At 44.1% G+C, this 26752-nt stretch carries 23 protein-coding genes and 1 riboswitch; of the genes, 2 read left to right on the forward strand and 21 right to left on the reverse strand.

Features of this window, described 5'->3' with window-relative positions:
- Positions 1-9: 9 nt before the first annotated feature.
- The 5 genes from PYS60_RS04895 to tpiA all read right to left on the reverse strand — a co-directional run bounded on the left by PYS60_RS04895 (position 10) and on the right by tpiA (position 9322).
- Positions 10-1644 carry a coiled-coil domain-containing protein gene (locus tag PYS60_RS04895; protein WP_315568129.1) on the reverse strand — a complete coding sequence of 545 codons (1635 nt, stop codon included), beginning with the start codon at positions 1642-1644 and terminating at the stop codon, positions 10-12.
- A gap of 122 nt (positions 1645-1766) precedes the next feature.
- Entirely contained in the window at positions 1767-2519 is a 753-nt protein-coding gene (locus PYS60_RS04900; protein WP_315568131.1) for a GntR family transcriptional regulator, read from the reverse strand.
- Positions 2520-2656: 137 nt separating this feature from the next.
- Entirely contained in the window at positions 2657-3322 is a 666-nt protein-coding gene (locus tag PYS60_RS04905; RefSeq protein ID WP_315568133.1) for a GntR family transcriptional regulator, read from the reverse strand.
- A 117-nt stretch (positions 3323-3439) separates the two neighbouring features.
- Entirely contained in the window at positions 3440-7078 is a 3639-nt protein-coding gene (gene nifJ, locus PYS60_RS04910) for a pyruvate:ferredoxin (flavodoxin) oxidoreductase (protein WP_315568135.1), read from the reverse strand.
- A gap of 291 nt (positions 7079-7369) precedes the next feature.
- Positions 7370-9322: a triose-phosphate isomerase gene (gene tpiA, locus PYS60_RS04915; RefSeq protein WP_315568137.1), complete on the reverse strand. Its 1953-nt coding sequence runs from the start codon at positions 9320-9322 to the stop codon at positions 7370-7372.
- A 198-nt stretch (positions 9323-9520) separates the two neighbouring features.
- On the opposite strand from tpiA, the gene PYS60_RS04920 reads away from it, so the two are divergent.
- Positions 9521-10171, forward strand: coding sequence for a hypothetical protein (locus tag PYS60_RS04920; RefSeq protein WP_315568139.1), 651 nt, complete (start codon positions 9521-9523; stop codon positions 10169-10171).
- An 87-nt stretch (positions 10172-10258) separates the two neighbouring features.
- Positions 10259-10990 (forward strand): lysophospholipid acyltransferase family protein, encoded by a 732-nt coding sequence (locus PYS60_RS04925; protein ID WP_315568140.1) that lies wholly within the window; start codon positions 10259-10261, stop codon positions 10988-10990.
- A 17-nt stretch (positions 10991-11007) separates the two neighbouring features.
- On the opposite strand, the gene PYS60_RS04930 is transcribed toward PYS60_RS04925, so the two are convergent.
- The 16 genes from PYS60_RS04930 to trmB form a co-directional block, all read right to left on the reverse strand.
- Entirely contained in the window at positions 11008-11589 is a 582-nt protein-coding gene (locus tag PYS60_RS04930; protein ID WP_315568141.1) for a GNAT family N-acetyltransferase, read from the reverse strand.
- Between the two features lie 15 nt (positions 11590-11604).
- A complete protein-coding gene (gene tsaB / locus PYS60_RS04935; RefSeq protein ID WP_315568142.1) occupies positions 11605-12327 on the reverse strand; it encodes a tRNA (adenosine(37)-N6)-threonylcarbamoyltransferase complex dimerization subunit type 1 TsaB in 723 nt (240 codons plus the stop codon).
- The gene (tsaE, locus tag PYS60_RS04940; RefSeq protein ID WP_315568144.1) at positions 12324-12878 is read right to left on the reverse strand and encodes a tRNA (adenosine(37)-N6)-threonylcarbamoyltransferase complex ATPase subunit type 1 TsaE; all 555 of its coding nucleotides are present in this window, start codon (positions 12876-12878) and stop codon (positions 12324-12326) included. Before tsaE ends, tsaB begins: the two co-directional genes overlap by 4 nt.
- 1 nt (position 12879) lies before the next feature.
- On the reverse strand, positions 12880-15945 hold the full coding sequence (locus tag PYS60_RS04945; protein ID WP_315568146.1) for a YfhO family protein: 3066 nt from the start codon (positions 15943-15945) through the stop codon (positions 12880-12882).
- Between the two features lie 6 nt (positions 15946-15951).
- Positions 15952-16980: a 16S rRNA (cytidine(1402)-2'-O)-methyltransferase gene (gene rsmI / locus PYS60_RS04950; RefSeq protein WP_315568148.1), complete on the reverse strand. Its 1029-nt coding sequence runs from the start codon at positions 16978-16980 to the stop codon at positions 15952-15954.
- Positions 16981-17043: 63 nt separating this feature from the next.
- On the reverse strand, positions 17044-18099 hold the full coding sequence (locus tag PYS60_RS04955) for a PSP1 domain-containing protein (RefSeq protein ID WP_315568149.1): 1056 nt from the start codon (positions 18097-18099) through the stop codon (positions 17044-17046).
- 48 nt (positions 18100-18147) lie between these two features.
- On the reverse strand, positions 18148-19098 hold the full coding sequence (locus PYS60_RS04960) for a hypothetical protein (RefSeq protein ID WP_315568151.1): 951 nt from the start codon (positions 19096-19098) through the stop codon (positions 18148-18150).
- An 8-nt stretch (positions 19099-19106) separates the two neighbouring features.
- Positions 19107-19463, reverse strand: a complete 357-nt coding sequence (locus PYS60_RS04965) for a cyclic-di-AMP receptor (RefSeq protein ID WP_315568153.1) — start codon at positions 19461-19463, stop codon at positions 19107-19109.
- Between the two features lie 89 nt (positions 19464-19552).
- Positions 19553-20197: a dTMP kinase gene (gene tmk / locus PYS60_RS04970; protein ID WP_315568155.1), complete on the reverse strand. Its 645-nt coding sequence runs from the start codon at positions 20195-20197 to the stop codon at positions 19553-19555.
- Positions 20198-20215: 18 nt separating this feature from the next.
- Positions 20216-20638, reverse strand: a complete 423-nt coding sequence (locus PYS60_RS04975; RefSeq protein WP_315568157.1) for a hypothetical protein — start codon at positions 20636-20638, stop codon at positions 20216-20218.
- 48 nt (positions 20639-20686) lie between these two features.
- Positions 20687-21631, reverse strand: a complete 945-nt coding sequence (locus PYS60_RS04980) for a hypothetical protein (RefSeq protein ID WP_315568159.1) — start codon at positions 21629-21631, stop codon at positions 20687-20689.
- 104 nt (positions 21632-21735) lie between these two features.
- Complete coding sequence (locus PYS60_RS04985; RefSeq protein WP_315568160.1) at positions 21736-22311, reverse strand: energy-coupled thiamine transporter ThiT; 576 nt, start codon at positions 22309-22311, stop codon at positions 21736-21738.
- Positions 22312-22409: 98 nt separating this feature from the next.
- Positions 22410-22506, reverse strand: a riboswitch (TPP riboswitch).
- Positions 22507-22669: 163 nt separating this feature from the next.
- The gene (proS, locus tag PYS60_RS04990; RefSeq protein WP_315568162.1) at positions 22670-24529 is read right to left on the reverse strand and encodes a proline--tRNA ligase; all 1860 of its coding nucleotides are present in this window, start codon (positions 24527-24529) and stop codon (positions 22670-22672) included.
- Between the two features lie 102 nt (positions 24530-24631).
- A complete protein-coding gene (rpsI, locus tag PYS60_RS04995) occupies positions 24632-25054 on the reverse strand; it encodes a 30S ribosomal protein S9 (RefSeq protein ID WP_315568164.1) in 423 nt (140 codons plus the stop codon).
- Between the two features lie 16 nt (positions 25055-25070).
- Entirely contained in the window at positions 25071-25499 is a 429-nt protein-coding gene (rplM, locus tag PYS60_RS05000) for a 50S ribosomal protein L13 (protein WP_315568165.1), read from the reverse strand.
- Between the two features lie 138 nt (positions 25500-25637).
- Entirely contained in the window at positions 25638-26465 is an 828-nt protein-coding gene (gene trmB, locus PYS60_RS05005) for a tRNA (guanosine(46)-N7)-methyltransferase TrmB (RefSeq protein WP_315568167.1), read from the reverse strand.
- Positions 26466-26752: the final 287 nt, after the last annotated feature.

Below are 26752 nucleotides of genomic sequence, written 5' to 3' on the forward strand. Positions count from 1 at the left end.
CCTTACCCATTAAACCTGCTGATTATTCTTAGGAATACCGGTATCCGCACGCAAACTGTTGCTGATACTTTGAGCACTATCTTTTATCTCCGTGGTCGTATTAGCTAAACGCAAGCTGATTTCCGCCAGGCTCTCGTCAAATTCATTCAAGGTGTTCTTAACACCGGCTGACAGCTGATAAGAGAACTGATTGACGGAACGATTAAGACTTTCATTCAAACCGGCCAGGCTGTCGTTAATTTGAGCACTTTGGCGACTTAAAGTATCGGCATTATGCGCCATTTCCTGAGACAACTGATGCAAATCCGACAACAGACGGTTGTTAGAATCTTCCAGGCTCTGAACATTATTGCGCGTATTATTATTTTCATTAACCAAAGCCGACAGCAGATTATTCATTTCGGTCGAGAAGACCTGCAGTTCACTGCTTAAATTATTCAGTCGATCGGCAAGTTGGTTCTGCTCACCGTTATAAATGTTTTCAAAATTACTTGTCGTCGCTGCAATGCTTTTGATAGCTTCACTATTGGCCTGCATATCATCTTGCCATTGCTGTCTGACTTCGGCTAATTGTTGCAAAGCCAGCTGCGTATTTTGTTGCAATTCCAGCTGATCGGCTTTAGCCTGGGCTAAATTATCCAAAGCAATATCCACTTGACTTGATCCTGCCTGCAGGCTTTGAGTCAATTTATCCATTTCCGTGTAAAAGCCCTGTAGACGCTCCGTCAAATTGCGACTGACTGCTGCCGTAAAATTATCTGCCAGCTCAGCCATACCTTTACTTTGTTTATCAGCCAGATTCTCCGCCAAGTCTACCAGCGCATCGGAAGCTTTTTTATAAGCCGGCGCGATCTCATTCAGCATAACTTCTCTGATATTGGCACTTATTTCTTCCGCCAGTTCTTTATGGCTCAATTTATCTACGCTCTCAGCCAGATAAGCTACCGATTCGTTCATTTCCCGATCATAGCGCACGAAAGAGTCCACCAGAACAGCTGTACCGGCCAATTCTTCAAATACCGGAATCCGCCGCATGGTTACTTCTACAAGATAATTAATAGCCTGCTGCAACTTGTAGCGATTACGCTGAACTGTAATTGCCAGCAGCAAAGCCATGAACGCGCCCAACAGCAAAGGCAAGCTGCTGACGCTCAGGACAACGGAACTTTGTTCGCTGCTGATAAAAGAGAAACCGGAAAGCCAGAAAATTGCCGACAACAGGGAGGATACCGCAATAATTTGCAACGGAATTTCATAAGTAAATAAAGTATACTGTTTAGCCGTTAACAAGTTATCGAAGTTATAAACATTACTCGGTTTCGTAATCCACTTACCGTGATACAATCTCTCGGAATCATCTTCCAGTTGTTTGGTAGCACTGTCCAACAAATCAAAACCTTGTTGGGTCACAATCTGACTCAACAATTTCAAATTGGCAATATCGCATGACTTAATTTCCGTCACATTATGGGCTACCGCTCGCAAACTGCCGTGTAGGGAGCTGTAAGTCCGACGCATTTTGGCCAAGTAATGTAACGCCAAGGTCACAATCATCAACACCACCAGCAATACAAAAAAGCTGAAACTCAAAACCGGCAAATTACTGCTGCCGGCAATATAAAACGGTAACAAAGCTGCTGCCATATTATTCCTCCTAGAAAGTGTTGCCATGAATAGGCTCTGAACCTTAATTATAAATTAATCGGGCAAATTTTTCATAAGAATAAATTTCTTTTTGACTTCTTTTTAAAAACATTGTTGACATCTTAGACGATATTTTCTTCGCTCAGATTCTTCTCCGCCTGTTCTTGCGCCAAAGCCTTAATTTCACTGAAAGTTTCCGCCTCGAAAATACTTGTGCTCTTGGAGGAATTAGGAAGAAAATTGATGATATTTTCACTTATCCGGTCTAAATAATTTTTAATCGCCTGTTCGATTAAATCGCGCTTTCTGGTCCGCATCGCCTTAACTATAAGACAACGATCTTTTATCGTATCCAGACATTGCGGCATGCTTTTACGAAAATATAAAATTTTAAAGCCTTCCAAGTAACCGAATATAATATTCTGCAAAGATGCCAATCTGCTCATCCCGGAAAAGAAGGAAATTTTGGTATTAAAATCACGCGCTACCGCATGCAGTTTCACCGTATCGGCCTTTTCTTCCAAAACCCTGATTGCCTCTTCATTCATACGTTCAAGTTCCAGAAAATCTTCTTCCTGCATATTCAATGAAGCCTGATAGGCGGCCAGCGTGTCAAAAACCAGCCTGATAGCATAAATTTCCGTTATGTCCTGCCGACAAACAATATTGGAATAATAACCGACATTCCGGTTATAACCGAGCAGACCTTCTTTGTGTAAAGCTTTTAAGGCATTATGTACGGGCGTACGTGAAACAAAGAGAGTTTTAGCTAAAAGATTTTCATTAATTTTTTCGCCCAAAGGATAGACGCCGTCCAAAACGTCTTTTTTAATCGCTTTATATATTCGTGTCGATAACAAATCCTTAGTGCCCATAAATTAACCTTATAGCTTTCATACTATTCAATCCGACGGATTCAAACTGAACTGTCAGCAATACAATTAAGATAAATTTAGCACATAAATAGCTTATATTTCTGTAAAATTTGCTAACAAACTGTAAATTGCTCCTTTTAATTCTCATTTTTTGAAAATTGTTGCAACAGATAGTCACGATAATCCAGCCAACGCTGCTCGACAATACGATAAATCGCCGCATGATCAAGCTGCCGCATCGCCGCCAGCAAATTATCATTATATTGCCAAAAAGCTCTGTCATTACGTTCCATATTATTAATAAACCAAGCTTTATAGTCATGTAAATAATTACTCAGCAGCTCCTGAAAACGGGGTAAACGCTGCATGCCGGCAGACTGCTGAATAATAGCGCAAAATTCCTCATTCAGGCAATAAAGACAATTATAGTCGCCTTCGTGTTCCGAAATCGCCCGAATTTCCGCATTAATTTCCTGCAATTTTTGCCAATTGCCCTCACTCATGTTGCAAGCGGCCCGATAGCACTGCAAGGCTTCCAAAGCTATTCTGATAGCGAAAACTTCGATTATGTCCTCTCTTTTACTACCGGCGACAAAATAACCGACATATTTATTATAGCCGAGCAGGCCCTCATTATATGCCCGTTGCAAAGCCTGCCGGACGGGAGTACGGGAAACAAACAAAGTATCGGCAACCTTCTGCTCGTTAATCTGCTTATCAGGTTTCCAGGTACCGTTGCTTATATTAGATCTGATGTACTTATAAATACTGTCCGACAACAGTTTTCGTTTGTCAAATTTCATAATTTCCGCTGTTATTCATTACTTTTTGTTAGAGATACTTCTATTAGTATTATAAATGATTGGAAGTACAATAAATTTGTAGCGGCGGTAAAAATGCATTTCGACCTATTAATGTTTTTAGAGCGATTTTTCTGCTTCCTTTTGCCAGAAATCCGCCGGTACGGTTTCATATTCTTTACTTTTACGCAAATAAGAAAGATAGCGTCTTTGTGCATCGTGTTCCGCCCGGGCGATGAACGCATCCACTTCAGCCGGCTGATATTTCTGCAACAGAGAACTGTAGCGTCCCTCCTGCATTAAAAACTCCTTAAATCCGCCCTTGGGCTGCTTGGAATCCAATTGGAACGGATTTTTGCCGTTATGTTCGCGCGTCGGGTCATAGCGATAAAGATGCCAATATCCGGATTCCACCGCCATTTTCTCTATTTGTTGGGCATAGCGCAGACCGCCTTTGATTTGATGTTCAATACAGGGCGAATAAGCAATAACGAGTGACGGTCCGTTATACTTTTCCGCTTCGACCAAAGCTTTCAATGTTTGTGCCTGATTAGCCCCCATAGCAATTTGCGCAACATACACATAGCCGTAATTCATGGCCATCATGCCTAAATCTTTCTTGGCAATAGCTTTACCGCCGGCGGCAAATTGTGCAATTGCAGCTGTCGGCGTCGCTTTGGAAGCCTGACCGCCGGTGTTGGAATAAACTTCCGTATCCAAAACCAGAATATTAACATTTTCGCCGGTAGAAATAACATGATCCAAACCGCCGTAGCCGATATCATACGCCCAACCGTCGCCGCCGATAATCCAATTGGAACGCTTGCTGAAATAATCTTTGTACTCCAACAGGCGGGCAATAATATTTTGCACTTCCGGCAGCGGCAACAGTTTCTGCCAACGCTCCAGCAAAGCTTGCAAAGCGGCCGCCCGTTCAAGGGTTCCCTCCGTCTCTGCCAGATTTTCCTGCCACTCTTTAATTATGTTGCAATCTTCCGCTTCTACTTGCAAATTCTCAGCCTGTACAAGGTCAAGCAGTTGATTCAGCAAATTATTAATTCTTTGCTGTAACTGTTTGGCCGCTAAATACAGACCGAAGCCGTTCTCGGCATTATCTTCAAACAAAGAATTCGTCCACGCCGGGCCGCGACCGCAACTGTCCTTACAATAAGATTGACTGGGAACAGCGCCGCCGTAAATAGACGAGCAGCCGGTAGCATTGGAAATAATCATTTTATCTCCGAAAAGTTGGGTCAATAACTTTATATAAGGGGTTTCGCCGCAGCCGGCACAAGCTCCCGAAAATTCGAAATAGGGTTGGTTGAATTGTGAACCTTTAACAACAGTGGCCTTCATCGGATTGGGTTTACGCGGTAACTTAATAAGATAATCCCACTGTCCGGCTGCCTCCGGCATGTTCGTCAAATCTTCCATCACCAAAGCTTTTTTCGGTGCCGGGCAAGTTTCTACACAGGCAGCACAACCGGTGCAATCAAGCGGTGAAACCTGAATACGATAGCGATAGTTATTATAAGGTCTGGTTCCGGCAACCGTCTTAAGATCGCCCTTTCCCGCCGCTTCCTCTTCCGTTAAGAGAAAAGGACGAATAACGGCATGCGGGCAAACAAGGGAACATTGGTTGCACTGAATACAATTTTCCGCGATCCATCTTGGAGCCTGTAAAGACACTTCTCTTTTTTCGAATTTAGTTGTACCTTGAGGAAAATTGCCCCATTTATAAGGCATAAAAGCGGAAACAGGCAAGTAATCGCCCTTCTGCCGATTCATCATTTCCGCAACATCGTTCATGAATTTCGCTTCATCGCTGTCACCGTAAAGATCCCAAGCCCGACTGCCCAGATTATTGGTAACGCCGTCCAAAGGGCAATTAGCCCAGGAATCAGGGACATCCACAAGCTCGGCTGCTTCCAAGCCGGCTTTAACGGCACGCAAATTCATCTGCACAATCTCTTCGCCCTTCATCTTATAAAAAGAAGCGACATATTCCTGCAAATATGCAGCCGCCTGCTCCAAAGGCAGCACCTTCGCTACAGCAAAAAAAGCTGCCTGCAAAACTGTATTCGTCCTTTTGCCCAAGCCTACTTCTTTAGCCAATTTATAGGCGTCAATTAAATAGAATTTAATATTTTTCTCAGCAATCTTACGTTTATATGCCGCCGGCAGAAAGCGCTCCAGGTCGGCTGCCGTCCAAATAGAATTCAAAAGGAAACTGCCGCCGGGTTTCAAATCGTCCAGCATATCATACTTGAAAACATATGATTGTTGCGAGCAGGAAACGAAATCGGCGCTGTTAACCAAATAAGGCTGATTAATTGCCTGCCGGCCGAAACGCAAATCGGAAATAGTCAGACCGCCTGATTTCTTGGAATCATAGGAAAAATAAGCCTGCACGGCCAAATCTGTCTGATCACCGATAATTTTAATTGTATTCTTGTTCGCTCCGACCGTACCGTCCGAACCCATACCCCAAAAGCGGCAGGAAACCGTGCCTTTTTCGGTTGTGTCGATATGTTGCGAACGGGGCAGTGAAAGGTGCGTTACATCGTCATTGATAGCCAGGGTAAATTCCGGCTTGCACTCCGGGCTTTGCATATTCCGATAAAGAGCGAAAATATCATCCGGAGTTGTATCTTTGGAAGCTAAACCGTAACGGCCGCCGATAATTTTCGGTGCCTTCGCCTCACCGCTGAATGCCGCCATAACATCCAGCTTCAAAGGTTCATTGTTCGCTCCCGGTTCTTTCGTGCGATCCAAAACGGCTAAGCAGCGACAACTTGCGGGTACAGCTGCTCTTAATTTGGCATGGACGAACGGCCGATACAAGTGAACTTGCACCAGGCCCAAATCGTTGGAACCGTTTTTTTGCAAATAATTTATAGTATCTTTGATTGTCTCACAAATTGAGCCCATGGCGACAATAACATACTTGGCATCCGCCGCTCCGTAATAATTGAACAGTTGGTAATTTTTCCCCGTCAAAGCGTTAATTGTCCGCATTTCCGTCTCTACAGTCTGCGGCAAAGCGGCATAAACGGAATTGCAGGCTTCTCGGGCCTGAAAAAATATATCGCCGTTCTGATTGGAGCCGTAAAGCCACGGATTGTTGGGCGACAATGAGCGGGCCCGAAATTGCCTGAGCGCCTCCCTATCGACCAATCCCGGCAAAATATCGTCCGGCAGAATCGCAATTTTCTGAATTTCATGCGAAGTACGAAAGCCGTCAAAAAAGTGCATAAAAGGCATTGATTGTTTAATTGCCGCCAAATGGGTAACTAAAGCCAAATCATAAGCTTCCTGTACGGAAGCTGAACAAATTTGCGCAAAACCGGTAGTTCTCGCCGCCATTACATCCGAATGGTCGCCGAAAATAGACAAAGCGTGTGTAGCAATTGTTCTGGCCGCCACATGCATAACAACGGGCAACATCTCACCGGCAATTTTGAACATATCCGGCAGCATCAAAAGTAAGCCTTGAGAGGCGGTAAAAGTGGTAGCCAACGTCCCGCCGGAGGCAGCGCCATGTAAAACACCGCTTGCGCCTCCTTCAGATTGCATCTCAATCACGTTCACTGTCTGGTGAAAAATATTCAGTTTGTTCTGTTTCGACCACTTATCAACGTAATCGGCCATCGGGGAAGAAGGCGTTATCGGATAAATGCCGGCAATCTCCGTAAAAGGATAAGCGGCCAATGCCGTCGCCTGATTACCGTCTACAGTTACGAACTTCTTATTTTCCATCTCCACCTCAATAAAAAAGAACCGACAACGACCAATAAACTTAGGTCAAGTCGGCTCTTTTTTAAGAACAAAACTCTATACTAATATCTTCTATTTACAACTATTCAATTAAGTTGATACGCTGTTTACCACAACTTGGACTATTATTATAGTCTTTTATACGAACTTAGTCAAAAATTATGTCAAGCGCCGCCGGGCATTTATTTCTAAGCCGCCATATCTTCCGCTCCGGCAAAAAACAGGCGGAAGATCTACATCTCCCGCCCGCTTATCGCTTATTCGGACAATCAATTACTTGGCACTCTTGGCAATTACAGCGAAATCGGCAGCTTTCAAAGAAGCACCGCCGACCAGACCGCCGTCAATATCTTTTTGACCGAACAGTCCGGCTGCATTAGCGGCATTAACGGAACCGCCGTACAAAATCCGCAAGCTGTCAGCTGTCTCACGGCTATACAACTTGGCAACTTCGTCCCGAATGAAAGCGCAAACTTCCTCCGCCTGTGCATCGGTTGCTGTCTTACCCGTACCGATAGCCCAAATAGGTTCATAGGCGACAGTGAGGAAATGCAAATCAGACTCAGGTACACCGGCCAAAGCGGCTTTAATCTGGTGACCAATCTTAGTAAATGTTTGTTGAGCTTCCCGTTCCGCTAAAGTTTCACCGCAGCAGAGAATGGGTCTTAAGCCCCAATGACGGCAAGCTTTAATTTTTTGATTAACAGTTTCATCTGTCTCGGCAAAATATTCTCTCCGCTCGCTATGGCCTAAAATAACGTACTTGACACCCATCCGTGCCAACCACTCCGGGCTGACTTCACCGGTGTAAGCGCCCTTATCGGCAAAATGACAATTCTGAGCGGCAATTCTGATATCAGTTCCGGCTACAGTATCCAAAGCCTTGGCCAAAGCTGTGAAAGGAACGCCCAGAACCACTTCGCTGTTTTCTTCACCTTTTAATTCGGCTTGCAGGTCTGTAATCAATTTTTCCGCCTGTTTCGGCACGCCCTGATTCATCTTCCAGTTACCGGCAGCCATAATTGTGCGCGGATTCTTATCATCCAGGCAGGCTACACCCGGTAAAGTCTTACCTTCGAGGAATTCCAGTGAGGCGCCGCCGCCTGTAGAAATATGTGTAACTTTGTCGGCAAAGCCCAATTGTTCAATAGCTGCAGCCGAATCGCCGCCACCGATAATAGAAACGGCACCTGAATCTGCCACGGCCTTGGCTACCGCTTTGGTACCGACAGCAAATTTGGCAAACTCAAAGACTCCCATCGGTCCGTTCCAGACAACAGTCTTGGCATCCTTAACTGCATCGCAGAATTGTTTAATTGTCTCCGGTCCGATATCCAAGCCTTCCATATCATCAGGAATGTTCATCGTATCGACAACCTCAGATTCCGTATCGGCAGTAAAATCATGACCGGCCATCGTATCTACCGGTAAGAGCAGCTTCACGCCCTTGGCCTCGGCCGCCTGCAAAATTTCTTTAGCTAATTCCACCTTATCTTCTTCCAACAAAGACTTACCGACTTTACCGCCGCGAGCAACAGCAAAAGTATAAGCCATACCGCCGCCGATAATTAAAGTATCTACTTTTTGAATTAAGTTTTGGATAACACCGATTTTATCGGAAACTTTAGCACCACCTAAGATTGCTACAAACGGGCGTTTCGGATTTTGTAAAGCCTGGCCCATTACTTCCAATTCTTTTTGAATCAATAAACCGGAAACGGCCGGTAAATAATTGGCAACGCCGGCAGTAGAAGCATGTGCGCGGTGGGCACTGCCGAAAGCATCATTAACATAAACATCTGCCAAACTTGCAAGTTCACGCGCGAAAGCCGGGTCATTCTTTTTCTCTTTCGGATCGAAACGGATATTTTCCAACAGGAGGATCTGTCCTGCTTTTAAGTCAGCTGCTTTGGCCTTGGCATCCTCACCCAGAGTATCTTTGGCCATAATAACTTTTTGACCCAATAATTCACTTAAACGTTCGGCAACCGGAGCCAAGCTGAATTTAGGATCAACTCCCTTCGGACGGCCTAAGTGCGAAGTCAAAATCAATGCTGCGCCGTTAGCCAGCAAAGTTTTAATTGTCGGCAAAGCTGCTTTAATACGTTTATCATCGGTAATTTCACCGGTTTTCTTGTCCTGCGGTACGTTAAAATCCACGCGTACCAGAACTTTTTTGCCTTTTACACAAATATCGGCAATATTCTTCTTCTGCATTCCAGCCATAAATAAACTCCTTTGATTAATCCGTCGAAGGACGGATAAACTTTCTCTGCTAATATTTTATAACCTTTTATCATTCAGTTCCAGTCTTTTCAGCAAATATCTCCGAACTGTGCAAATGTCTAATTTTTCTTAGAAGATTGCACAAATAGATATTTTTGACTATTATGTTGTTAATTCTTTATATAGGTGGTATAAATTATGCTTTCGCGTTTTCTTACTTTATTACAATTATCGACCGCCAATCCTGCTGCCGACAGTCAGGAAATTGTCCGCCACATCACACTGTTAATCTTATTTGTCGTCGCTGTTGTGCTGCTGTTCTGGGGCAAAAAACTTCTGCATGTCATTCTTTTTCTTTTCGGTCTGACAGGCGGTTTGGCCATCGCTATCGGGACCAACAATTTTTTCTTTCATCTTCAAGGTGTCAGTCTGGCCGTTTACACCGTCGTTTTGGCTTTGACCGGCGCTGTAATATTGTCTTTCGCTTTAACTTTTTCTTTCTTTCTGGCCGGTAACACGCTCGCTTTTTTTGCTTTTAACAGTTGTAAGTCTCTTTTACCGGTAAGTTGCCGGGAAACTTGGTGTCTGATTGTTTTCTGTCTGTTGTGCGGTATTTTGGCGACAGCTTTGAAGGAGCAGGCTATTGCCCTGTTTTCCGCATTCGGCGGCAGTTTAATAATTTTAGATGTTCTGTTTTCCTTGATTTTTCAACAGGATGCTTTGCTGTTTTTACAGGGAGGATTCGGTATTTTGGATACAGCTACGGCCCTGATCGCTCTTTTATTGTTGGTTTTATTGACGGTTGTCGGTACCATGTATCAGTTGGGGAAAATAAAAGTTCGCTCGTAACGGATAATAAAGCTGATTTTGTTCAACGTTTTTTGTTATAATTGATAGATATTATCACATAAGATAAGTTAAAGGAGTTGTTCCAGCATGACTAACCTGCCACATGCCGGCGAAAAAGTGTATAAACGCAATTTTTTCTTTCGCGCTTTGCAAAAATTTTTCATTATGTGTCTTAAGCACAAAGTTGACATGGAATACGTCGGGACGGAGAACATTCCGACTGATACTTCATATGTGATGGTTTGCAATCATGAGACGATTGTAGACGGGTTACTGGTACAGGGAGCTTTGACCAATAAACAGTTGGCCAATTTTCATTGCCTTGCCGGCTCCGATCTTGCTTATAATTACGGTCTGATAGGTAAGTTGGCACTTTATATAGGCCAGGCCGTGCCTATTGATCGTCACGGCAATCCGCTTAAAGGTCTATATAAAGCTAAAGATATTTTGGAGCAAGGTAATAAAGGTCTCTTAATTTTTCCTGAAGGCACACGTTCTTTTGACGGGCATTTAAGTCCGATGCACGGCGGTGCGGCATTACTGGTCAGGAACACTTCCGTCCCTTTGATTCCGGTATTTATTGACGGCGCTTATGAATTTTTCAATCGTTATTACTCCTGGCCGCATTATCGTGATGCCGTCAGCCGGCAGAAACTCAAAATCAGAATCAGTTTCGGGCGCCCACTGGATATAAGTTCCTGCCGCAGAACTAAGGAAATTACAGCTTTATATGCTGCCTGGTTCGACGATGCTTTTGCCCATAAAGTTATAAAACGTAATTTCGACCTGATTCCGAAATCTGAACCAAAAAGCAAGTAGTACGGCTTAATTCAACTTTAATGCCGGAGAACTTTTTGCAGGCAATATGCCGCTTCTCCCTGATAATCCCAGTTTGTGCTGCGGTTGAAAGGCGCTTGGCGGTAAAATCCGGCTATCTTTCTTATTTGCACAAATCCGTTGCGTTGATAACAATTACAGGCGGATTTATTGCTGCTGCGAACTTCCAAATTAATATATTGCCAATTAACTTCAGCGGCAAATTTATTCTCTAAATATCTTAAGGTTTCCGGCTCAATTTCGCACCGGGCGGCGGCCAAATATGCCGTTAACTTATGCTGTAAAATCGCTGCCGGCAAATTGAGCAGTAAAGATGCCAAACCACGCCGCCGATATTCCTCCCTGACTCCGATATTGAAAATATCTATAAAATCGTAGGAACTCTGCCAATGTAACAGCGCGACCGGAAGCGCATTTTCCTCTTCCGTTTGGGCGAACAACAACAAAATTTGCTGCAGCTTCGACTGTAACGCCGTTTGTAAAGTTTGACGTGACCAAGCATCCGGCAAAACAGCCGCTTCAAAAGCATAAACAGCATCTAAATCCTGCAAAGTAGCAACTTTCAGTGTGTACTCAAGCATGCTTACTGCCGCCTTTTATTTTTTCAGCTGTCTTTGTCTTTCAGCTTGAGATAAGGCCAAATAATTGGGCACCAACTCATTGTACGGCAACAGCTTCGCCCTTTGCTCCTGTATTTGCAAGGCTGCCACTTTTGCCGCCTGTACTGCGCTCAATTCCGTTATTTGCCAATTTACGGCTGTAAACTCGGGCTGAAAAGTCGCAGCATATTTATCAGCCCATTCCGGTTTGCCGGTGGAGATGAATTTTATTTTCTTTACAGTTTGCGGCAACTTAACCTGTAATTGCTCTTTAATAGACGCAAAAGCTGTCGCCTGCGCCGGAATAACTATTTTGCCGGCGACTTCAACCTGCAGGTAAACTCTTTCATTTCGGGCATCCAAGCAAGGAATCAGGCAGGTATCTTCCGGCAAATCCATAACTGCCGCGGCCAAAGTGCTGAGTGAACTTACAGCTATACAAGGCTTATTCTGACTGTAAGCCCAAGTTTTCACCAAAGTTACTCCGATTCTTAAGCCGGTAAAAGAACCGGGTCCGTTAACAGCAACAAAGTAATCAATATCTTTCAAAGTTAATTGCGCCGCCTGCAGGCAATTTTCCGCCAGGACCTGGCTTGTCTCGGAATGGGTCAAAGCGACATTCAAATAATTTGCCGCCAATAAAGTTGTTGTTTTGTCCGTAACTTGCAGAAGCGCGCAACTTGTAGCCTGCATGCTTGTATCAATTGCCAATATATTCATATTTCTCTCCGTTTTGCCTTTAATTCTTCACTCAATTTTACTAAATTTTGCCCCCGCTCCTGCCGTTGTTGCCACAAAGTTGTCGGTATGACTATTTCCAACAATCGCTTAGTATTGACGATTTCCGTACAGGTGTCACTGTCCGCATAAGTAAAGCGTAAAAAAATAGTAGAGGGCGGCAAAATATCGCTGATAAGATCGCCCCACTCGACAATACATAAAGCCTGACCGAAATAATCGTCCAGAGCCGAAGCGATAAAATTGGCGGAATTTTCCAAGCGATAAGTGTCAAAGTGATAAACTATCGGAACAGCCGGTTGTACATCTTTGTAAGGTTCACTATATTCGTGTAATAAATTGAACGAAGGACTGGTAACGCTATCGGCCAAGCCCAAGGATCGCACCAAAGCAGCAGTAAAAGTGGTTTTACCGGCACCTAAATCGCCGCTTAAGCTCAAGCAGTCATCCGCTTGCAAAAAAGGCGCCAAAGCCTGCGCAACTTTGTCTAAAGCCGCAACGCTTGTTACATAAAAAGTAAAAGATACTGCCATGTCATTCCTCCCGTTTCTTTCCGTTTCGTTGTCTATACACTATGTAGATATATATTATAGTTAAAAAAATGCCACTGATTGTTACAGCTGCGCCGGCCGTGAATTTCGGCGGCACATAATATAAATTAATTTTGTCGTTCATTTGGAGCGAAGACGGTAAAGCGAAGGCTAAGAAAGCGCCGCTTTCTTTTTGCTCCGGTTTTTGCGCATTCAGCCACGAAAAAGCCGGCAAAGTCTCTCCCCCCGCCTGTAAACGCCAACCGCTGTCATATGGGATGGTTGTATACAAATACAACTGTTTTTCCGCTGCCGGCGCGGTTTTCAGTTCCGCCAAATCAGCCTGCAGGAAAGCTGAACTTTCGGCCTCAAAATGCAAGGTAGCGGCCATTTTTTCCTGCCACAGACGTCGGACTTCTTTATTCATGGAAGCTGCCGTAATCTCAGCTTTACCGTTATGTTCCTTGTAAGCAAACTGCAGTTCCACCGTATCTCCTTTTTGTAATTGCGGCAGCTGAACAGCTTCCGGATAACCGAATTCATGCGTAACTTTCGTTTGACCGTTAATTGCACAGGTAAAATACAGCGTTTCATCACTGTCAACATATATACTTAAGTCTTCTTCATCTTCTGTCGCCTGATAGGTCAAAATCGTACAGGCCTTGTCTTCTTCGACCGGGATGGAGCTGTGATAAGCGGCAGAAAAATCCTTGGTTTTAAAATTATCGCCCGCAGTCAGATGATAGCTGTGGTCGGCAGACGTAATTTCACTGAATTGTTGCCGACTCAATTGCAAAGGTACAGCTTCAAACAAAGCCGGCACCGCATTTTCCCCTTTCAAGTGCCAGTCATCCGTGATATTGCTGTCGGGCAGAAGTCGTTTCACCAGCCGATTATAGTTAAGATAAGGTTGTTTATCATCCAGATAAAAATCTTTTAAGTCTTTCGCCCAGACAAAAGCCTGCCCGGCAGCAGCCGGGTTACGGCGCAACTTGATATTATCTTTATCCGGCCGTTCTTCCGGCGTCAACTGTAAAGTATCCCAATCAACCTCCGGCCAATGTTTATAGATATCGCCGGCGCTCCAAAGATATTGCACCCCGAACAATTCGGCCCAGAAATTCAAAGGTTTCTGTAATTTATAAGAATTGATATTATTGCCGTTTATTCCCATTTTGCGCATACTTACAGCTGTCTGACAATTGGAGGTGGAAGAAAAGATACTGACACCGTTGTAATTGTATAAAGCGCCGTCATTTATAGTTTTACCGTCCTGTACTTCCATGCGGAACAACTGCTTGCCGTATTGTTGCTGCAAAGCACGGGAAGCTGCTCTTTTCCAAGTAAAATCTTCCACATAAGCTTGATTGGAGGGAAAATATTCATTCTCATTCAAATCGGATAATTGTCTTACCGTGTTGAAAAGCAATTCGGCGATCAGGGCGCAAGTTAAAAGGATAAAAGCCGATTGCCGCAAATACGGGATAAGTTTATAAAAAGTCGGGGTAACGACAAAACCGGCGCCTGTGCTTCGTCCGAGCTTAATCTGCGGTAAATTAATTGCCCGCAATTCCGCCTGTCTATGCCTTTTCCCCACCAAATATTGGGATAAAGTTAAAAGTAAGGCAGCCAACAGATATACCAGGCTGAAACTCATATTGGCGGTAAGGAACAAGTTCTGCTCGGCATCGGCATAATTCAGCAAGGCAAAATTGCCGGCACACAGTACCGTAAACCAAACAGCCCCGATTAAAAGATATTTACTCCATCTTTTTTGGAAATCATATGTGCATTCAAAAATTGTCTGGACCATTAAAAAGCAGAAAACAAAGGCAAAGCGATGCGGTAACTGATTCGGATAGTGCAAACCGTGCCAAATAAAGTTCAAAATATTGTTACTGAAGCTGACGCCGATAAAAACTAAGAGCAGCGCTTTCGGTAAGATTGCCGCCGGTTTTTTGGCCAAATGATAAATCAGCAAAGCTATGCCTACTAAAGCCAGACAACCGACATAAATATTCGGTTCACCGGCTCGAATTTTCACATTGCCGCCGGCCATCAGGCGATTGATAATATCGGTTAAAGAAAGTTCAAACTTACAGGCGTCGGGGAAATGATCGCCGGCAGCCGAAGAAAGATGAAAGCCGGCCCAAACAGGATAAAGAACAAAGGCTGCAATCATGCCGCTGAAAACGGAAAGGCTGCTGAAATCAAGCAAAGAAACAATAATATTTTTATAAATGCGTTGGCAAATTCCCGTCATTTTCTCAAAGTTACGTCGATACTGCCATTCGTCAATACAAACAACCACACTGTACAAAGCTATAAATAGGCAGACGAAAATAGCCGTGTAGTAATTAACTATTATCGTATAACTTAGAGTAAGTACGTACAAAATCAGCTTTCTTTCCCGGAAGATTTTGCTTAATCCTAAAGCCACAAGCGGCAGCATAAAAACAGCATCCAGCCACATTATATTCCACAAGTAAGCCATAACGAAACCGGACCAGGCGTAAAAAGAAGAGGCAAAAAACAGGACAAAATTCTCCCGCTTCTTTATGCCCTTTTTTTGATAGCAACTTTGCCAATAAAGTAAATTATCCTTCTGTGCCGGTGCCAGCGCCATTAATTTTCGGGCCTGTAAAAGCGGGCGTTTGATGTAATAGTAGCGCAAAAAAGCACACATGGTTAAAGCCGCTGTAATTATTTTAGCAATAATTATCAAATAGAATCCGAAAGGCAAAGAATCGGCCGGTAAAAGCAACAGCAGCAAATTAAACGGCGACAAAGCGTAATAGGCAATTAAGGTCCAAAAATTGACACCCAGACCGACGGAAAAGGACATAAACAAGTTCTGCCAATGCAACAACTTATCGCGCAAAGCTGCCAAAAACGGAGCATATTGATAATACGAATCAACCGTTAAAATCATGCGGTCGCCTGCCGGATACAAGCGCAAGGCTATGGTCACAAATACTGCCAAAGCTAAATTAAAGCATAACAGATAAGCATAAATTAAACCGGGGCGTTTCCAGGTTGAATGACAAAAACTCCTGATCTTCTGCAACATAAATCCTCACTCGTTCGGTTCGACAATCTCTTTCAATATAAGCAACAAGCGGTAAATATCCTGTTGTTTGTATTGATTATAACGAGAACACAGGTCTTTGGCGTTAAGTTTAATCTTCATACCGGTAAAATAATTATAGACGGCTGTCGTCATTAATTCTTCATCCTGCTCCCAATTCGTCCCGAGATTTAAAGCCGCCGCCGCTTTACACCAAGCTTTCTTTATAGTCGCAAAATCCGGCAGCTGATGTTCCTGACAATATTTACAAATTTCTTCCCGCCGGAAATCCGTGCCGTTATTCTCCTCCGGCAAGCCTGCAGCTTTATCGGCGGCTGCAAAAACCAAAACACATTCGCCTTTCGGTTCCCGGGCGCTAACAAGGTTCAGCAATTCCGAAACTGTCGTTCTGGTATAATTTTCATAACGTTTAGTCAATTCTCTGGCCAAACAAACCGGCCGTGCACCTAAATTATATGCCGGATAGTTGTCTATAAGCTCCTGCAGCAAAGATGCTATTCTGTGCGGCGACTCATGCACAATTACAGTTTGCCCGGCGGCAGCGATTTTTTGCAAAGCTGCCTGTCTCTCTTTACCTTTGCGCGGCAGAAATCCCAAGAAAGTGAAAGCTGTCGGATTCAGCGAACTTCCCAATAAGGCCGTTAATGCCGCATTGGCGCCGGGAACAACACATAAGTTATACCCCGCAGCTGTAACTTCTTTTGCTACCATACTGCCCGGGTCTGAAACTAAAGGCAAGCCCGCATCGCTGACCAAAGCAACTTTAGCTTTATGCTGCAGCAATTGCAACAAATAGGGAATTCGCGCCTGTTCGTTGTATGAATGTAAGGAAAAAAGCGGCCGTTTAATCCCATAATAGCTTAAAAGTAAAGCTGTATTGCGCGTATCTTCACAGGCAATATAATCACAGTTCGCTAAAACGGCCAGGGCACGCAAAGTTATATCGGCGACATTACCGATAGGAACTGCCACCAGGTACAATGTCCCTCCGGTTAATTCACCAACCGTTTTAAGCATAATAGAGGAAAGTACCTCATTAAATTGCTGTTGTTCGTGCTCTACGTCGGAAAATGCCATAGTTTAATATTCGTTTCCCTGATAAACCTGCACTACCGAGTAGGATTTGCCGGCTAAATAAATGCTTTCATTATTTTCCTTTTTATGCGCACAACAGGGCTGCGCCTTATCCGTACGGCAGCAGCAGGGCGCAACCTTCGGCTTTTCCCGCTCCGCCGCTTGAGAACTTTTATTTTCCTGCGCCTGAGCAAGGGCCGACTTCTGCAGTTTTTCCGCTTCTTTGACCGCCAACATGTACGACTTGTCCTTAATTTCGTCAATACTCACAACTTGCCACGGATCGCTGTCTTTAGCTGAATCCAACCTGATTTGAACAATTTCCCTTTGCAAATTTACCGATTTAACTACGCCCTTACCGTAAACGGTATTAAGTGTATAGCCTAAATGCGGTAATCTTACGGAAGCTTCATCGTACCAATTCTGTTCATATTGCAGACAGCAGAGCAAGCGGCCGCAACTTCCCTGCGATTTGCTGGAATTAATTGCAAGATTCTGTTCTTTCGCCATCTTGATTGTCACTTGCGGAAAGGCTTCCAAATGTCTGACGCAACAGGCTACCTGACCGCAAACACCGATGCCGCCTTTAATTTTCGCCTTTTCCCGGGCGCCCACCTGCCGTAATTCAATGCGCATATGATAGCGGTAGGCCAAACATTTCACCAGCTCACGGAAATCAAGCCGTTCCGGTGCTTCAAAATAAAAAATGAATTTATTATCAGCCGCAGATAAATGAGTTTGCAAAAAATGCATATCCATCTCCAGCCGTTCGGCGTTTACAGCGGCAAAATGAAGTGCTTCTTTTTCGAACAGGACTTTGTCGGCCTGCTGTTTTTGATCCTCCGCCGTAGCCAAGCGAACAAAAGTATAATAATTTCCGCGTAAGTAGCGTTCCGGCATATCCATCGCCGTACGATCAATTTCGGCGAAAAAATCCACGCCTTCCTGCCGACAAATAATCGGAGTTTTTACTCTTAATTCGGCCGAGCTGATTTTCTGCTCCACCAAACAATTATAGATACGACCGTTACCTTCTATTTTAACACCGAGTACCTTTACCATAGTTGTTAATCCTTTATGTTCATCGCTAATATTCAGTTTATTTGTTAATTATAGCACCTTTGCCAGCTCCGGCAAAAACGCCTGCATTTGAATTTCGAAACTGCCGTTGGCCTGTAAGCGGGCAACACATTTTTGCCAAGCGATAAAAACCGGGCGGCAGGATGGGCGGCGCAAGCTCGTTTTATAAAGAAAAAACGACCAGATTCGCCATAAATACGGCTGTTTATCTTTGTCTTTATACGCTCCCAGTTCCGTTAAAATTTCAGACAATAATAAGGCCGGACTGCACTTAAGCGCTCGCAGAAAAATTTCCTGCAGATCATTGTAATAACGCAAAAAAGCTTCATCGTGCAGAAGTTGCAAATAAAAGCCGGGGTTTCCCTGACTGAATTCCGCCAAACGCTTTAATTCGGCAGCATCCTGTCGTCCGTCTGCCGGCAAAGTTGCCGTGAATTGCTGTAAATCTTCCTGACTTAAATGCGGCAGATTGAATATCTGCGTTCTCGACTGCACAGTCGGTAAAACCTGAGTAAGATTATTGGCTAAAAGAATGTAAAAATTACCGGCAGCACCCGACTCCAAAGTTTTAAGCAGCAGATTCTGAGCTTGCGGGCTGACAGCGTACAATTCCAGCAAAAAAACGCGTCTGCTGCCTAAAAGCGGTTGTAAATTAACTTGCTCGTCCGTAAAATTCCTAAGCTGTTCCATGGTAATCTGTTTCTGACCGGCCTGTAACGTCAATTCAACATAGTCCGGATGCGACTGCGCATGAAAGTAGTTGCAGGAAGCACATTTATGGCAGGCATAATTATTACAGGGCTGCCGACAAAGCAAAATTTCGGCCAAAGCTCGAGCCACCGTATGTTTACCCAGACCTTCTTCGCCTTGGAGCAGAAGCGAAACATTGTTACCTGTTTGTACCAGGCGCAATAAAGAATCCTTCAGTTCCCGGCGTCCGACTAAATTCTCCAAATATAAATTACCGTGCTGCTCTACCATGTAAATTTTTACATTTTCTCAAAATATTCCACCGGCGTCACAAATACTGTCGCTCCGCTCAAAGTCACTTCTACCGGCATCGGCAAATATGTAGCACCCGGCAAAGCGGAAGCAACATTCGGATTGATCGCCACACTGCGGGTGGAAGAATTTTTCCGGATAATATCCAGAACCTGCTTAACTTTGTCCGCCGGCACAACTGTAATCAAAGTCGTATTGCCGGAGCGTAGGAAACCGCCTGTAGAATTGAGTTTGGTTACGCTGAAATTATGGTTATTCAATTCCGACAATAAGCGCGGGCTGTCCTCATCATGAACAATAGAATAAACCAATTTCATTTCCGTTTTATTCGTTTCATCCGTCATAGTTAAATCCTCCCCGAGCCTCCGGGCAATAAAATTTATTTAATTCTAACACAAATCCGCTCGGGTCACATACGCCGCTGTGCTTGCGCTTATCGTTGCAGCTGTTCAAGAAGCTGCGAAAAATCGGCTTTTATTTGTGCCTGCACGGTAGGCACGGCAGCTGTTGCATCCAAAAGTAAATAACGCGTTTCCTGTTTCTGTAAATGCAAATAAACACTGCGTACGCGGCGCCAAAATTCTTCATCGGCAATCAAGTCCAGGCGATCTTCGGCCGCCTTACCCGTCTGTTGCAGGCGCTGCACGGCCACTGCTCGCGGCAAATCAAGATAATAAGTCCGATCAATTACCAAATCGCCCAAAATATTGCGACAAAGACTATTAACTAAATCAGCATCAAGGCCGCGACCGCCGCCTTGATAAGCGAGCGTACTGTCGATGAAGCGATCCATAATAACGATTTTTCCCGCCGCCAAAGCAGGTTTTATTTTTTCAGCGATAATTTCGGCTCTGGCCGCAGAAAACAGCAACAGTTCCGCCAAATCGTTAATTTTCAAATCCGCTCGGGTACTTTTAAGCAAAGTTCTGATTTCTTCGCCTAAAACAGTTCCGCCCGGCTCTCTTAAATAAACATAAGGCAAATGCAGTTGCTGCAAATATTGCTGAAACAAATTAATTTGCGTCGTTTTTCCGGCCCCGTCAAGGCCTTCAAAAGTTATCAACAATGAATTTTTCATAAATGCGCACGTCTCGCCTCAAACCAGGCTGACTTCAGTTGTCCTTAATTCCGCTAAGGCCAATTCAATCTCTTTTTGCAATCTTGTACAATCCTGGGCAATATCGGCAGCTGTCTCGCTGACACGTTCCCGGTTTTTGCCGAATCGACGATTCTTGTTCAGCTTATCTTTTCTGACCGGCGCCTCATTGCTAAGCTGTTGCGTATTATCCCGACCGACAGCACGAGCTTCAGGATAGCGCAATTCCCGTTTCTTGCTCAGTCCCTGTTGGGCGGCATCGCTACCGTTATTAAGTGCTGCTCGCCGTTTTCGGCTTTCGGCACTGAACGGTTTCTTTTCCGTTTCGCTCTTATTTTCCGACCGGTTGGTCTTATCTTTGTTGCGGCGACGATTATAGACAGGCTGTCCACCCTTACTGAAATCGTTGAATTCTCTCACCATAAATAATTTTCCTTTCGCCTGCTGCACCCGGCAGCGCCTGTTCAGCGTCTAAGCATTATAATTAAAATTCCACGGACGATAAAATCTTTCCAGAACTTCACCGTAAAGTTCTTCTACCCGTAAACCGTTTATAATCAGCTCATCCTTCAATTCTCCGAAGCTGAAATCGTAATTAAAGCAATACATAAATTTATCATGGGCATAACCGGAGGCAATCACTTTAGTTGCTTTTACATCCTGAATTTTCTTGCCTTTATTGCTTTTCCCCGTTTTATTATTGTCTTTAACGGCTTCGGTTTTTACAAATGTAGCGGCCGGAATCCCCAACTGCGCCAATTTATCAACCTTTAAAGGTAATACCGAGCTTTCAAAATATATAGCCTGCAATTCAGGAATATTCAATTGTTTGATCTTAGCTGTGCAATCCAAAATCGCCTTGCTCATATCTTCCCGGCTCTTAATTTTACCGTTGAAACGAATCAACAGGCGGGCCTCGGGACGAACTTCTTTTTCATGTTTTCCCGGGTAAAAGACTTGAATGGAATAGCGTGAAACATACGGATGAAATTCATGCTGCAGCAACTTACCGGCCTGATCGTTGACGGCTTTTGCCGCCTTTTGCTCTTTGTAATTGTCACTATATTGACTGTCAGGTTCCCACAGATCGGAATTTTGCCCGTCTGAGGTTGCTTGAGCGTCGTGTTTAACAGCCGGCTTACGCAGACGATAAGTGGATTTAGCCAAAAAGTCGACTTTATCCTGCATATCATGAACAGATAATTCATAGCGTAAAGGGAACAGACGGACAATCGGCTTGGCCAAAACGAACTTATTGTTCGGGTACGTTTTATTCAAATATGCTCTAAATCCGCTATTAATTCCGGCCTGTACCGCCTGTAAACCTAAAAACAGCACCAGCACCACTATTGAGGTAATAATTAATCGTCGATAACGCTGCATCTTTTCACTCCCATGTATAACTTCGATTATCATACCACAAATCGGAGTATTTCAACCGCTTTCAATCTGACGGTATATAAATTTTGCCCTGTCACCGCTAATTACGGACAACAGGGCAATTGAAGCTTGGCAGCCGTCTATTTTTTCAGGCGGTTCAAAGCCGGTTGTAAGAGAATAATACCCAAAATAGCCAACAGCGTGTTCACGATGCCGTAAGGGATATTATAAGCTGCCGAAGCGATGAAAGCTACCGACCAGCTCTTACCTGCCATATAGAAGAAAACTCCTGAAAAAATGGCAAAGAGGATCCGGACACAGCCGGCGATTAAACAGCAAAGGACATTGGCAATATTAACTCTTTGGCTGTTAAAAACCGGAAATTTCCGATTAAGCGTACAGGCAAAGCCGGCCAAGCCCAAGCTGCCGTAGGCCAGAATATAATCCAACAGAACTTGAACTACATTAACAAAATAAGGATTAATAATAAAATCAAGGAAGCCGAATATTGCGCCGACCAACATGCCCTTGCCCACGCCGTGCCGAACGGCAAAAACAAACAAAGGTAAATAACCGAACAAATTAATCGAACCGCCTGCAGGCATTTGATACAACTTCAACCGACTCAGCACAAGAGCCAATGCCAACATAACTGCGCCTTCAACCAGAACATATATCTGCTTGCTGCCGACTTTTTTACTGCTTTCTTCAGGCATAAAAACCTCTTTCTCCCAATCCTTTTATATTAATCAACCGCTGAAATACGGGAAAAGCAAAAATGAAACGGCAAAATCGCAAAAACAGAACGGCAAAATAAACAGCCGTTATGATTCCCTCCGCCGGCATTATCCGGATCAGGTAATGATGGTCCTTGCGTCTCAGCTGTCTCAACAGCTCCCATACCATAACGATTAATTCAGGATTAATGTCTAAATTATAGCACCTGCATGAAAGTTTAACAGGCAAACTGAGAGAAGAAACGGCAATAAATTTAACCGCAAGCAAATTTAGCCGTAAAATTTATAAAGCCGGCGGTCACAAGTGCCGCCGGCCGATTTCCCCGCGCTGGAGATTTCAGCCTAAAATACGGCTGACAAAATCGGAAATTTCCGTAATTTTAACCATTTGCACATCCTGCAAATCGCTCGGAACATCCGTACCGTTAAGCTTCACTTCCACCAAGCCGTCGGCAATACTGCGGCCGACAGTAATTCGGCAATAAGCTCCGACCAGCTCCATATCGTTAAACTTAACACCGACACGTTCTTTCCGATCATCCAGAACAATGTCGTAACGGCGAGCGTCCAAACTGTCATAAATTTTTTCGGCCACCTGCATCTGTTCCGCATTGGTATTATTGACAACCACGATTGCCACTTGAATCGGCGCTAAATGTTTCGGCCACAGTAAGCCCTTTTCCGTATGTTGCTGTTCAACCATGGCAGCTAAAGTTCGACCGATGCCGATGCCGTAGCAGCCCATTTCCACATATTGCCGCTGATTATTCTCATCGACGTAAGTTAAATTCAGAGCCTTGGCATATTTACTACCGAGTTTGAAAGTGTTGCCGACTTCAATGCCGTGCTTGAATTCCACTTTTCCTTTACCGTTGACGCAAGTATCACCGGCAGCAATATTACGCACATCGGCAATTGTTACGCGTCCGCTGACGTAAGGCAAACTCGCCTGTAAAGTCTGTTTTTGTTCCAAATTCAAGTGCCGGAAATCAGCAAGCGCCATTTCCGTCTGCAATTCTGTTAAGGCCTTTTGCAAATCGACAATTTTCGTCCAATGACAATGAATCAGGTGATGTCCGTCCTGATTGGCACCCACAACGAAATCATCCAGACAAGCTGCTTCCTGATCGACAACAAGCGGTAAATTCAAGTCGAAGGGACCGACAGAACCGACATTGGCACCGGTGAGCTCTTTAACCTTTTCTTCGTCCGCTAAATTCAGATTAACAGCGTGTAAAAGCTTTTGTAACTTCGTTTCATTCACCGCCCGATCGCCGCGGACAAGCACGGCAACATACTTTGTTTGCTCACTTTCAGCGGAATTATAGGCATAAATTAAGCTCTTGACAATTGAAGTCGGCAATATACCGTAACGTTCCTGCAATTCGTCGATAGTATGACCGTCAGGTGTGGACAATAAAGTGAAATCGTCTCCCGGCAATGTGCACACCGGCAAGTTGTCAGTTTCTGCAAGGCATTCTGCTACTTCCAAATTGGAAGCATAAGCCGATTGCGGTTCATAAACGACAATATCTTCACCGATAGAACAAATAGCCTGGAATTCTTCCGACAACAAGCCGCCCATCACTCCCGTATCGGCCCGTACAATAGCATAATGTAAGCCGACGCGGTCGAAAATCCGTTTGTAAGCGTCAAACATCTCCTTGTATTGCACATCCAGGCCCTCTAAATCCCGCGCAAAAGTGTAGGAATCTTTCATCACGAATTGCCGCACCCGAATCAAGCCGAAACGCGGTCTGGGTTCATCCCGGAACTTAGTTTGAATTTGATACAGCGACAAGGGTAAATCTTTGTATGAATTTACCGCCTGTTTGCAGGCTTCCGTGAATAATTCCTCATGTGTCGGACCCAAAACATAATCTTTGCCGTAACGATCATGCAACTGAAAAATCGACGGTCCGAAATTTTCCAAACGGCCGCTGGCAGCATAAACTTCGCTGGGAATCAAAACCGGCATCACCAGCTCCTGACTGCCGATAGCATCCATTTCTTCGCGCACTATATTCTCAATTTTTTGGCAAATACGATGTCCCAAAGGTAAAAGAGTATAAATACCGGCGCCCACTTTTTTTATATAGCCGGCTCGCACCAGAAGATTGCCGCTGACAGAATCTTCGTCCCGCACAGCCTCTCTTAAAGTCGGAAAATAGGCCTGACTTAATTTTAATTTACCCATATATATCTCCTCTAAGTCCGATTATAGTTAAATAACGGTAAAATATTAAAAAAGACCACAGCTTCGGGGCCATGGTCCTTTGCAAGCAACAACACCCGAAGCTTAACGCTTGGAGAATTGCGGTGCTTTACGAGCTTTTTTCAAGCCGTACTTCTTACGTTCTTTCATACGGGAATCACGAGTCAGGAAACCTGCACGTTTCAAAGGTGTATGGAAAGTAGCGTCGTCATTGGAGCATAAGGCTCTGGCAATACCGTGACGGATAGCACCGGCTTGACCGGAAATACCGCCGCCGGTAACTTCAGCGATAACATCAAATTTTGTCGCTGTATCTGTTGTTTCCAACGGTTGGCGAATAATCAGCTTCAATGTATCCAAGCCGAAATAATCATCGATGTCCTTACCGTTAACTGTAATTTTACCTTCACCGGCAATTAAACGGACCTTGGCTACCGCATTCTTACGGCGACCGGTACCATAATAATAAACTTGGCCATTCGGGGCCTTCAATGTCTTTGCAATCATGATTTACCTCCCCAAATTATAACTTCAGTTCTTCCGGCTTCTGGGCCTGTTGCTCATGTTCGGCGCCGGCATAAACCTTCAACTTACGATACATCTGACGTCCCAACTTGGTGTGCGGCAACATACCTTTAACTGCCAATTCAACCGGCTGTGTCGGATGTTTTTTAATAAAATCGGCATAACGTACGCATTTCAAGCCGCCCGGATAATTCGAGTGATGACGATATTCTTTTTGTTGCCATTTATCACCGGTCATTGAAATTTTCTCGGCATTAATCACGATTACATAATCGCCGCAATCGACATTCGGTGTGAAAATAGGCTTGTCCTTACCGATTAAAACGGCGGCAACTTTGGCTGCTAAACGACCTAAAGTCTGACCTTCAGCATCCACAACATACCACTTACGCTTTAATTCCAAAGGTTTAGCAACAACAGTTTTCATTCCTAAATCCTCCATAGATATTATTCATCTTTACGCTTTTTCAAATAACGCTCTGCTAGAATAACACATTTATCGTCAATGTCAAGCGTATTTTCGCCGTTTTCGGCTTATTATTTATATTTTTCCTGTTTTTTCTCTTTAATTCTCCTGTAATCGCCCTTTTTCTTCTTCATCTTTTTTATTTTGGTGATAAGCAGAAGCGCGGGAACGGAAAATTTCGCAATTTTGCAAATCCCGATTAATCTCTTCCTCCTGTCTCAAAGGTGAGTCGGGTGCCTGATAATAAGCTTGCAAACGTCTAATCTCCGCCTCTTCGCCTTTACGGGCAATCAGCTGATAAATCGCCAAACCGTCCTGCCGGAATTTCTCCTCATATTCCGTGCTGATACCGGTAACGTCCTCTTCTTTACTTATGTTTTCCTTAGCGAAGGTCAACGTAAAGCCCATATATTGCAAATAAATTTTAGAAGCGTTGAAAAAATCATAGTTATCGGTTTTGAGATAAATCTCTCCGCCGACAGCTAAAATCCGCAAATAGCTTGCTAAAAATTCCGGGTAGGTCAAGCGCCGCTTGTGGTGCGCTCTTTTGGGCCAGGGCGTTGAAAAATTCAAATAAATTCGTGCGACTTCGTCCGGCGCAAATATTTGTTCCAAATGTTCCGCCGTCCCGTAAATTAAAGTCAGCGGAGCTGCAGATTCTGCAGTTCGGCGTTGTTCTTCACTCTTTTTAACGGCGAAACATAAAGCGTTAATTTCGCTGTCCATCCCGATCAGTCCGATATTCTCCTGCGTGCGAGCTAAGCCGGTAATAAATTTGCCTTTGCCGCAACCGATTTCCAAATAAATTTTCTGCCGCTGCAAAATTTCTCGCCACTTGCCCCGATTTTTCGCGGCTTCTGCTGTTGTTAAGCAGATATTGCTCTCCTGTATTGCTGTTTCAGCCCATTTTTTCTTTCTGACGCGCATAATTTCATCCTTGTTGTAAATTTTATCTTAACATGCACCAGTTTAGCATAGTATCGCTTTTCCGACATTATTATTATTGCGCCGCTGCCGCTCGCTCAAAGTTGCTAACTGCATACATTTGCAACTGTAAGTCCATTAAAGGCAAGTTATCTAAAAATAGCGTGCTTTTTTGTTCAATTTGTAGATTATTTATTGATAGTTGAAGTTTTTATAACTTTAAAAATGTTCATTATGTTAAAATAAAGATATCAAATTAAGCATTTGTGGGAGGGCTTACCTTATGAATC

This window comes from Amygdalobacter indicium, assembly GCF_029101545.1.
Classification (GTDB): Bacteria; Bacillota; Clostridia; order Saccharofermentanales; family Fastidiosipilaceae; genus Amygdalobacter; species Amygdalobacter indicium.

Coding starts and splice junctions, on each gene's coding strand:
- PYS60_RS04895 (WP_315568129.1), bottom strand. CDS start 1,644: ATGGCAGCAGCTTTGTTACCGTTTTATATTGCCGGCAGCAGTAATTTG.
- PYS60_RS04900 (WP_315568131.1), bottom strand. CDS start 2,519: ATGGGCACTAAGGATTTGTTATCGACACGAATATATAAAGCGATTAAA.
- PYS60_RS04905 (WP_315568133.1), bottom strand. CDS start 3,322: ATGAAATTTGACAAACGAAAACTGTTGTCGGACAGTATTTATAAGTAC.
- nifJ (WP_315568135.1), bottom strand. CDS start 7,078: ATGGAAAATAAGAAGTTCGTAACTGTAGACGGTAATCAGGCGACGGCA.
- tpiA (WP_315568137.1), bottom strand. CDS start 9,322: ATGGCTGGAATGCAGAAGAAGAATATTGCCGATATTTGTGTAAAAGGC.
- PYS60_RS04920 (WP_315568139.1), top strand. CDS start 9,521: ATGCTTTCGCGTTTTCTTACTTTATTACAATTATCGACCGCCAATCCT.
- PYS60_RS04925 (WP_315568140.1), top strand. CDS start 10,259: ATGACTAACCTGCCACATGCCGGCGAAAAAGTGTATAAACGCAATTTT.
- PYS60_RS04930 (WP_315568141.1), bottom strand. CDS start 11,589: ATGCTTGAGTACACACTGAAAGTTGCTACTTTGCAGGATTTAGATGCT.
- tsaB (WP_315568142.1), bottom strand. CDS start 12,327: ATGAATATATTGGCAATTGATACAAGCATGCAGGCTACAAGTTGCGCG.
- tsaE (WP_315568144.1), bottom strand. CDS start 12,878: ATGGCAGTATCTTTTACTTTTTATGTAACAAGCGTTGCGGCTTTAGAC.
- PYS60_RS04945 (WP_315568146.1), bottom strand. CDS start 15,945: ATGTTGCAGAAGATCAGGAGTTTTTGTCATTCAACCTGGAAACGCCCC.
- rsmI (WP_315568148.1), bottom strand. CDS start 16,980: ATGCTTAAAACGGTTGGTGAATTAACCGGAGGGACATTGTACCTGGTG.
- PYS60_RS04955 (WP_315568149.1), bottom strand. CDS start 18,099: ATGGTAAAGGTACTCGGTGTTAAAATAGAAGGTAACGGTCGTATCTAT.
- PYS60_RS04960 (WP_315568151.1), bottom strand. CDS start 19,098: ATGGTAGAGCAGCACGGTAATTTATATTTGGAGAATTTAGTCGGACGC.
- PYS60_RS04965 (WP_315568153.1), bottom strand. CDS start 19,463: ATGACGGATGAAACGAATAAAACGGAAATGAAATTGGTTTATTCTATT.
- tmk (WP_315568155.1), bottom strand. CDS start 20,197: ATGAAAAATTCATTGTTGATAACTTTTGAAGGCCTTGACGGGGCCGGA.
- PYS60_RS04975 (WP_315568157.1), bottom strand. CDS start 20,638: ATGGTGAGAGAATTCAACGATTTCAGTAAGGGTGGACAGCCTGTCTAT.
- PYS60_RS04980 (WP_315568159.1), bottom strand. CDS start 21,631: ATGATAATCGAAGTTATACATGGGAGTGAAAAGATGCAGCGTTATCGA.
- PYS60_RS04985 (WP_315568160.1), bottom strand. CDS start 22,311: ATGCCTGAAGAAAGCAGTAAAAAAGTCGGCAGCAAGCAGATATATGTT.
- proS (WP_315568162.1), bottom strand. CDS start 24,529: ATGGGTAAATTAAAATTAAGTCAGGCCTATTTTCCGACTTTAAGAGAG.
- rpsI (WP_315568164.1), bottom strand. CDS start 25,054: ATGATTGCAAAGACATTGAAGGCCCCGAATGGCCAAGTTTATTATTAT.
- rplM (WP_315568165.1), bottom strand. CDS start 25,499: ATGAAAACTGTTGTTGCTAAACCTTTGGAATTAAAGCGTAAGTGGTAT.
- trmB (WP_315568167.1), bottom strand. CDS start 26,465: ATGCGCGTCAGAAAGAAAAAATGGGCTGAAACAGCAATACAGGAGAGC.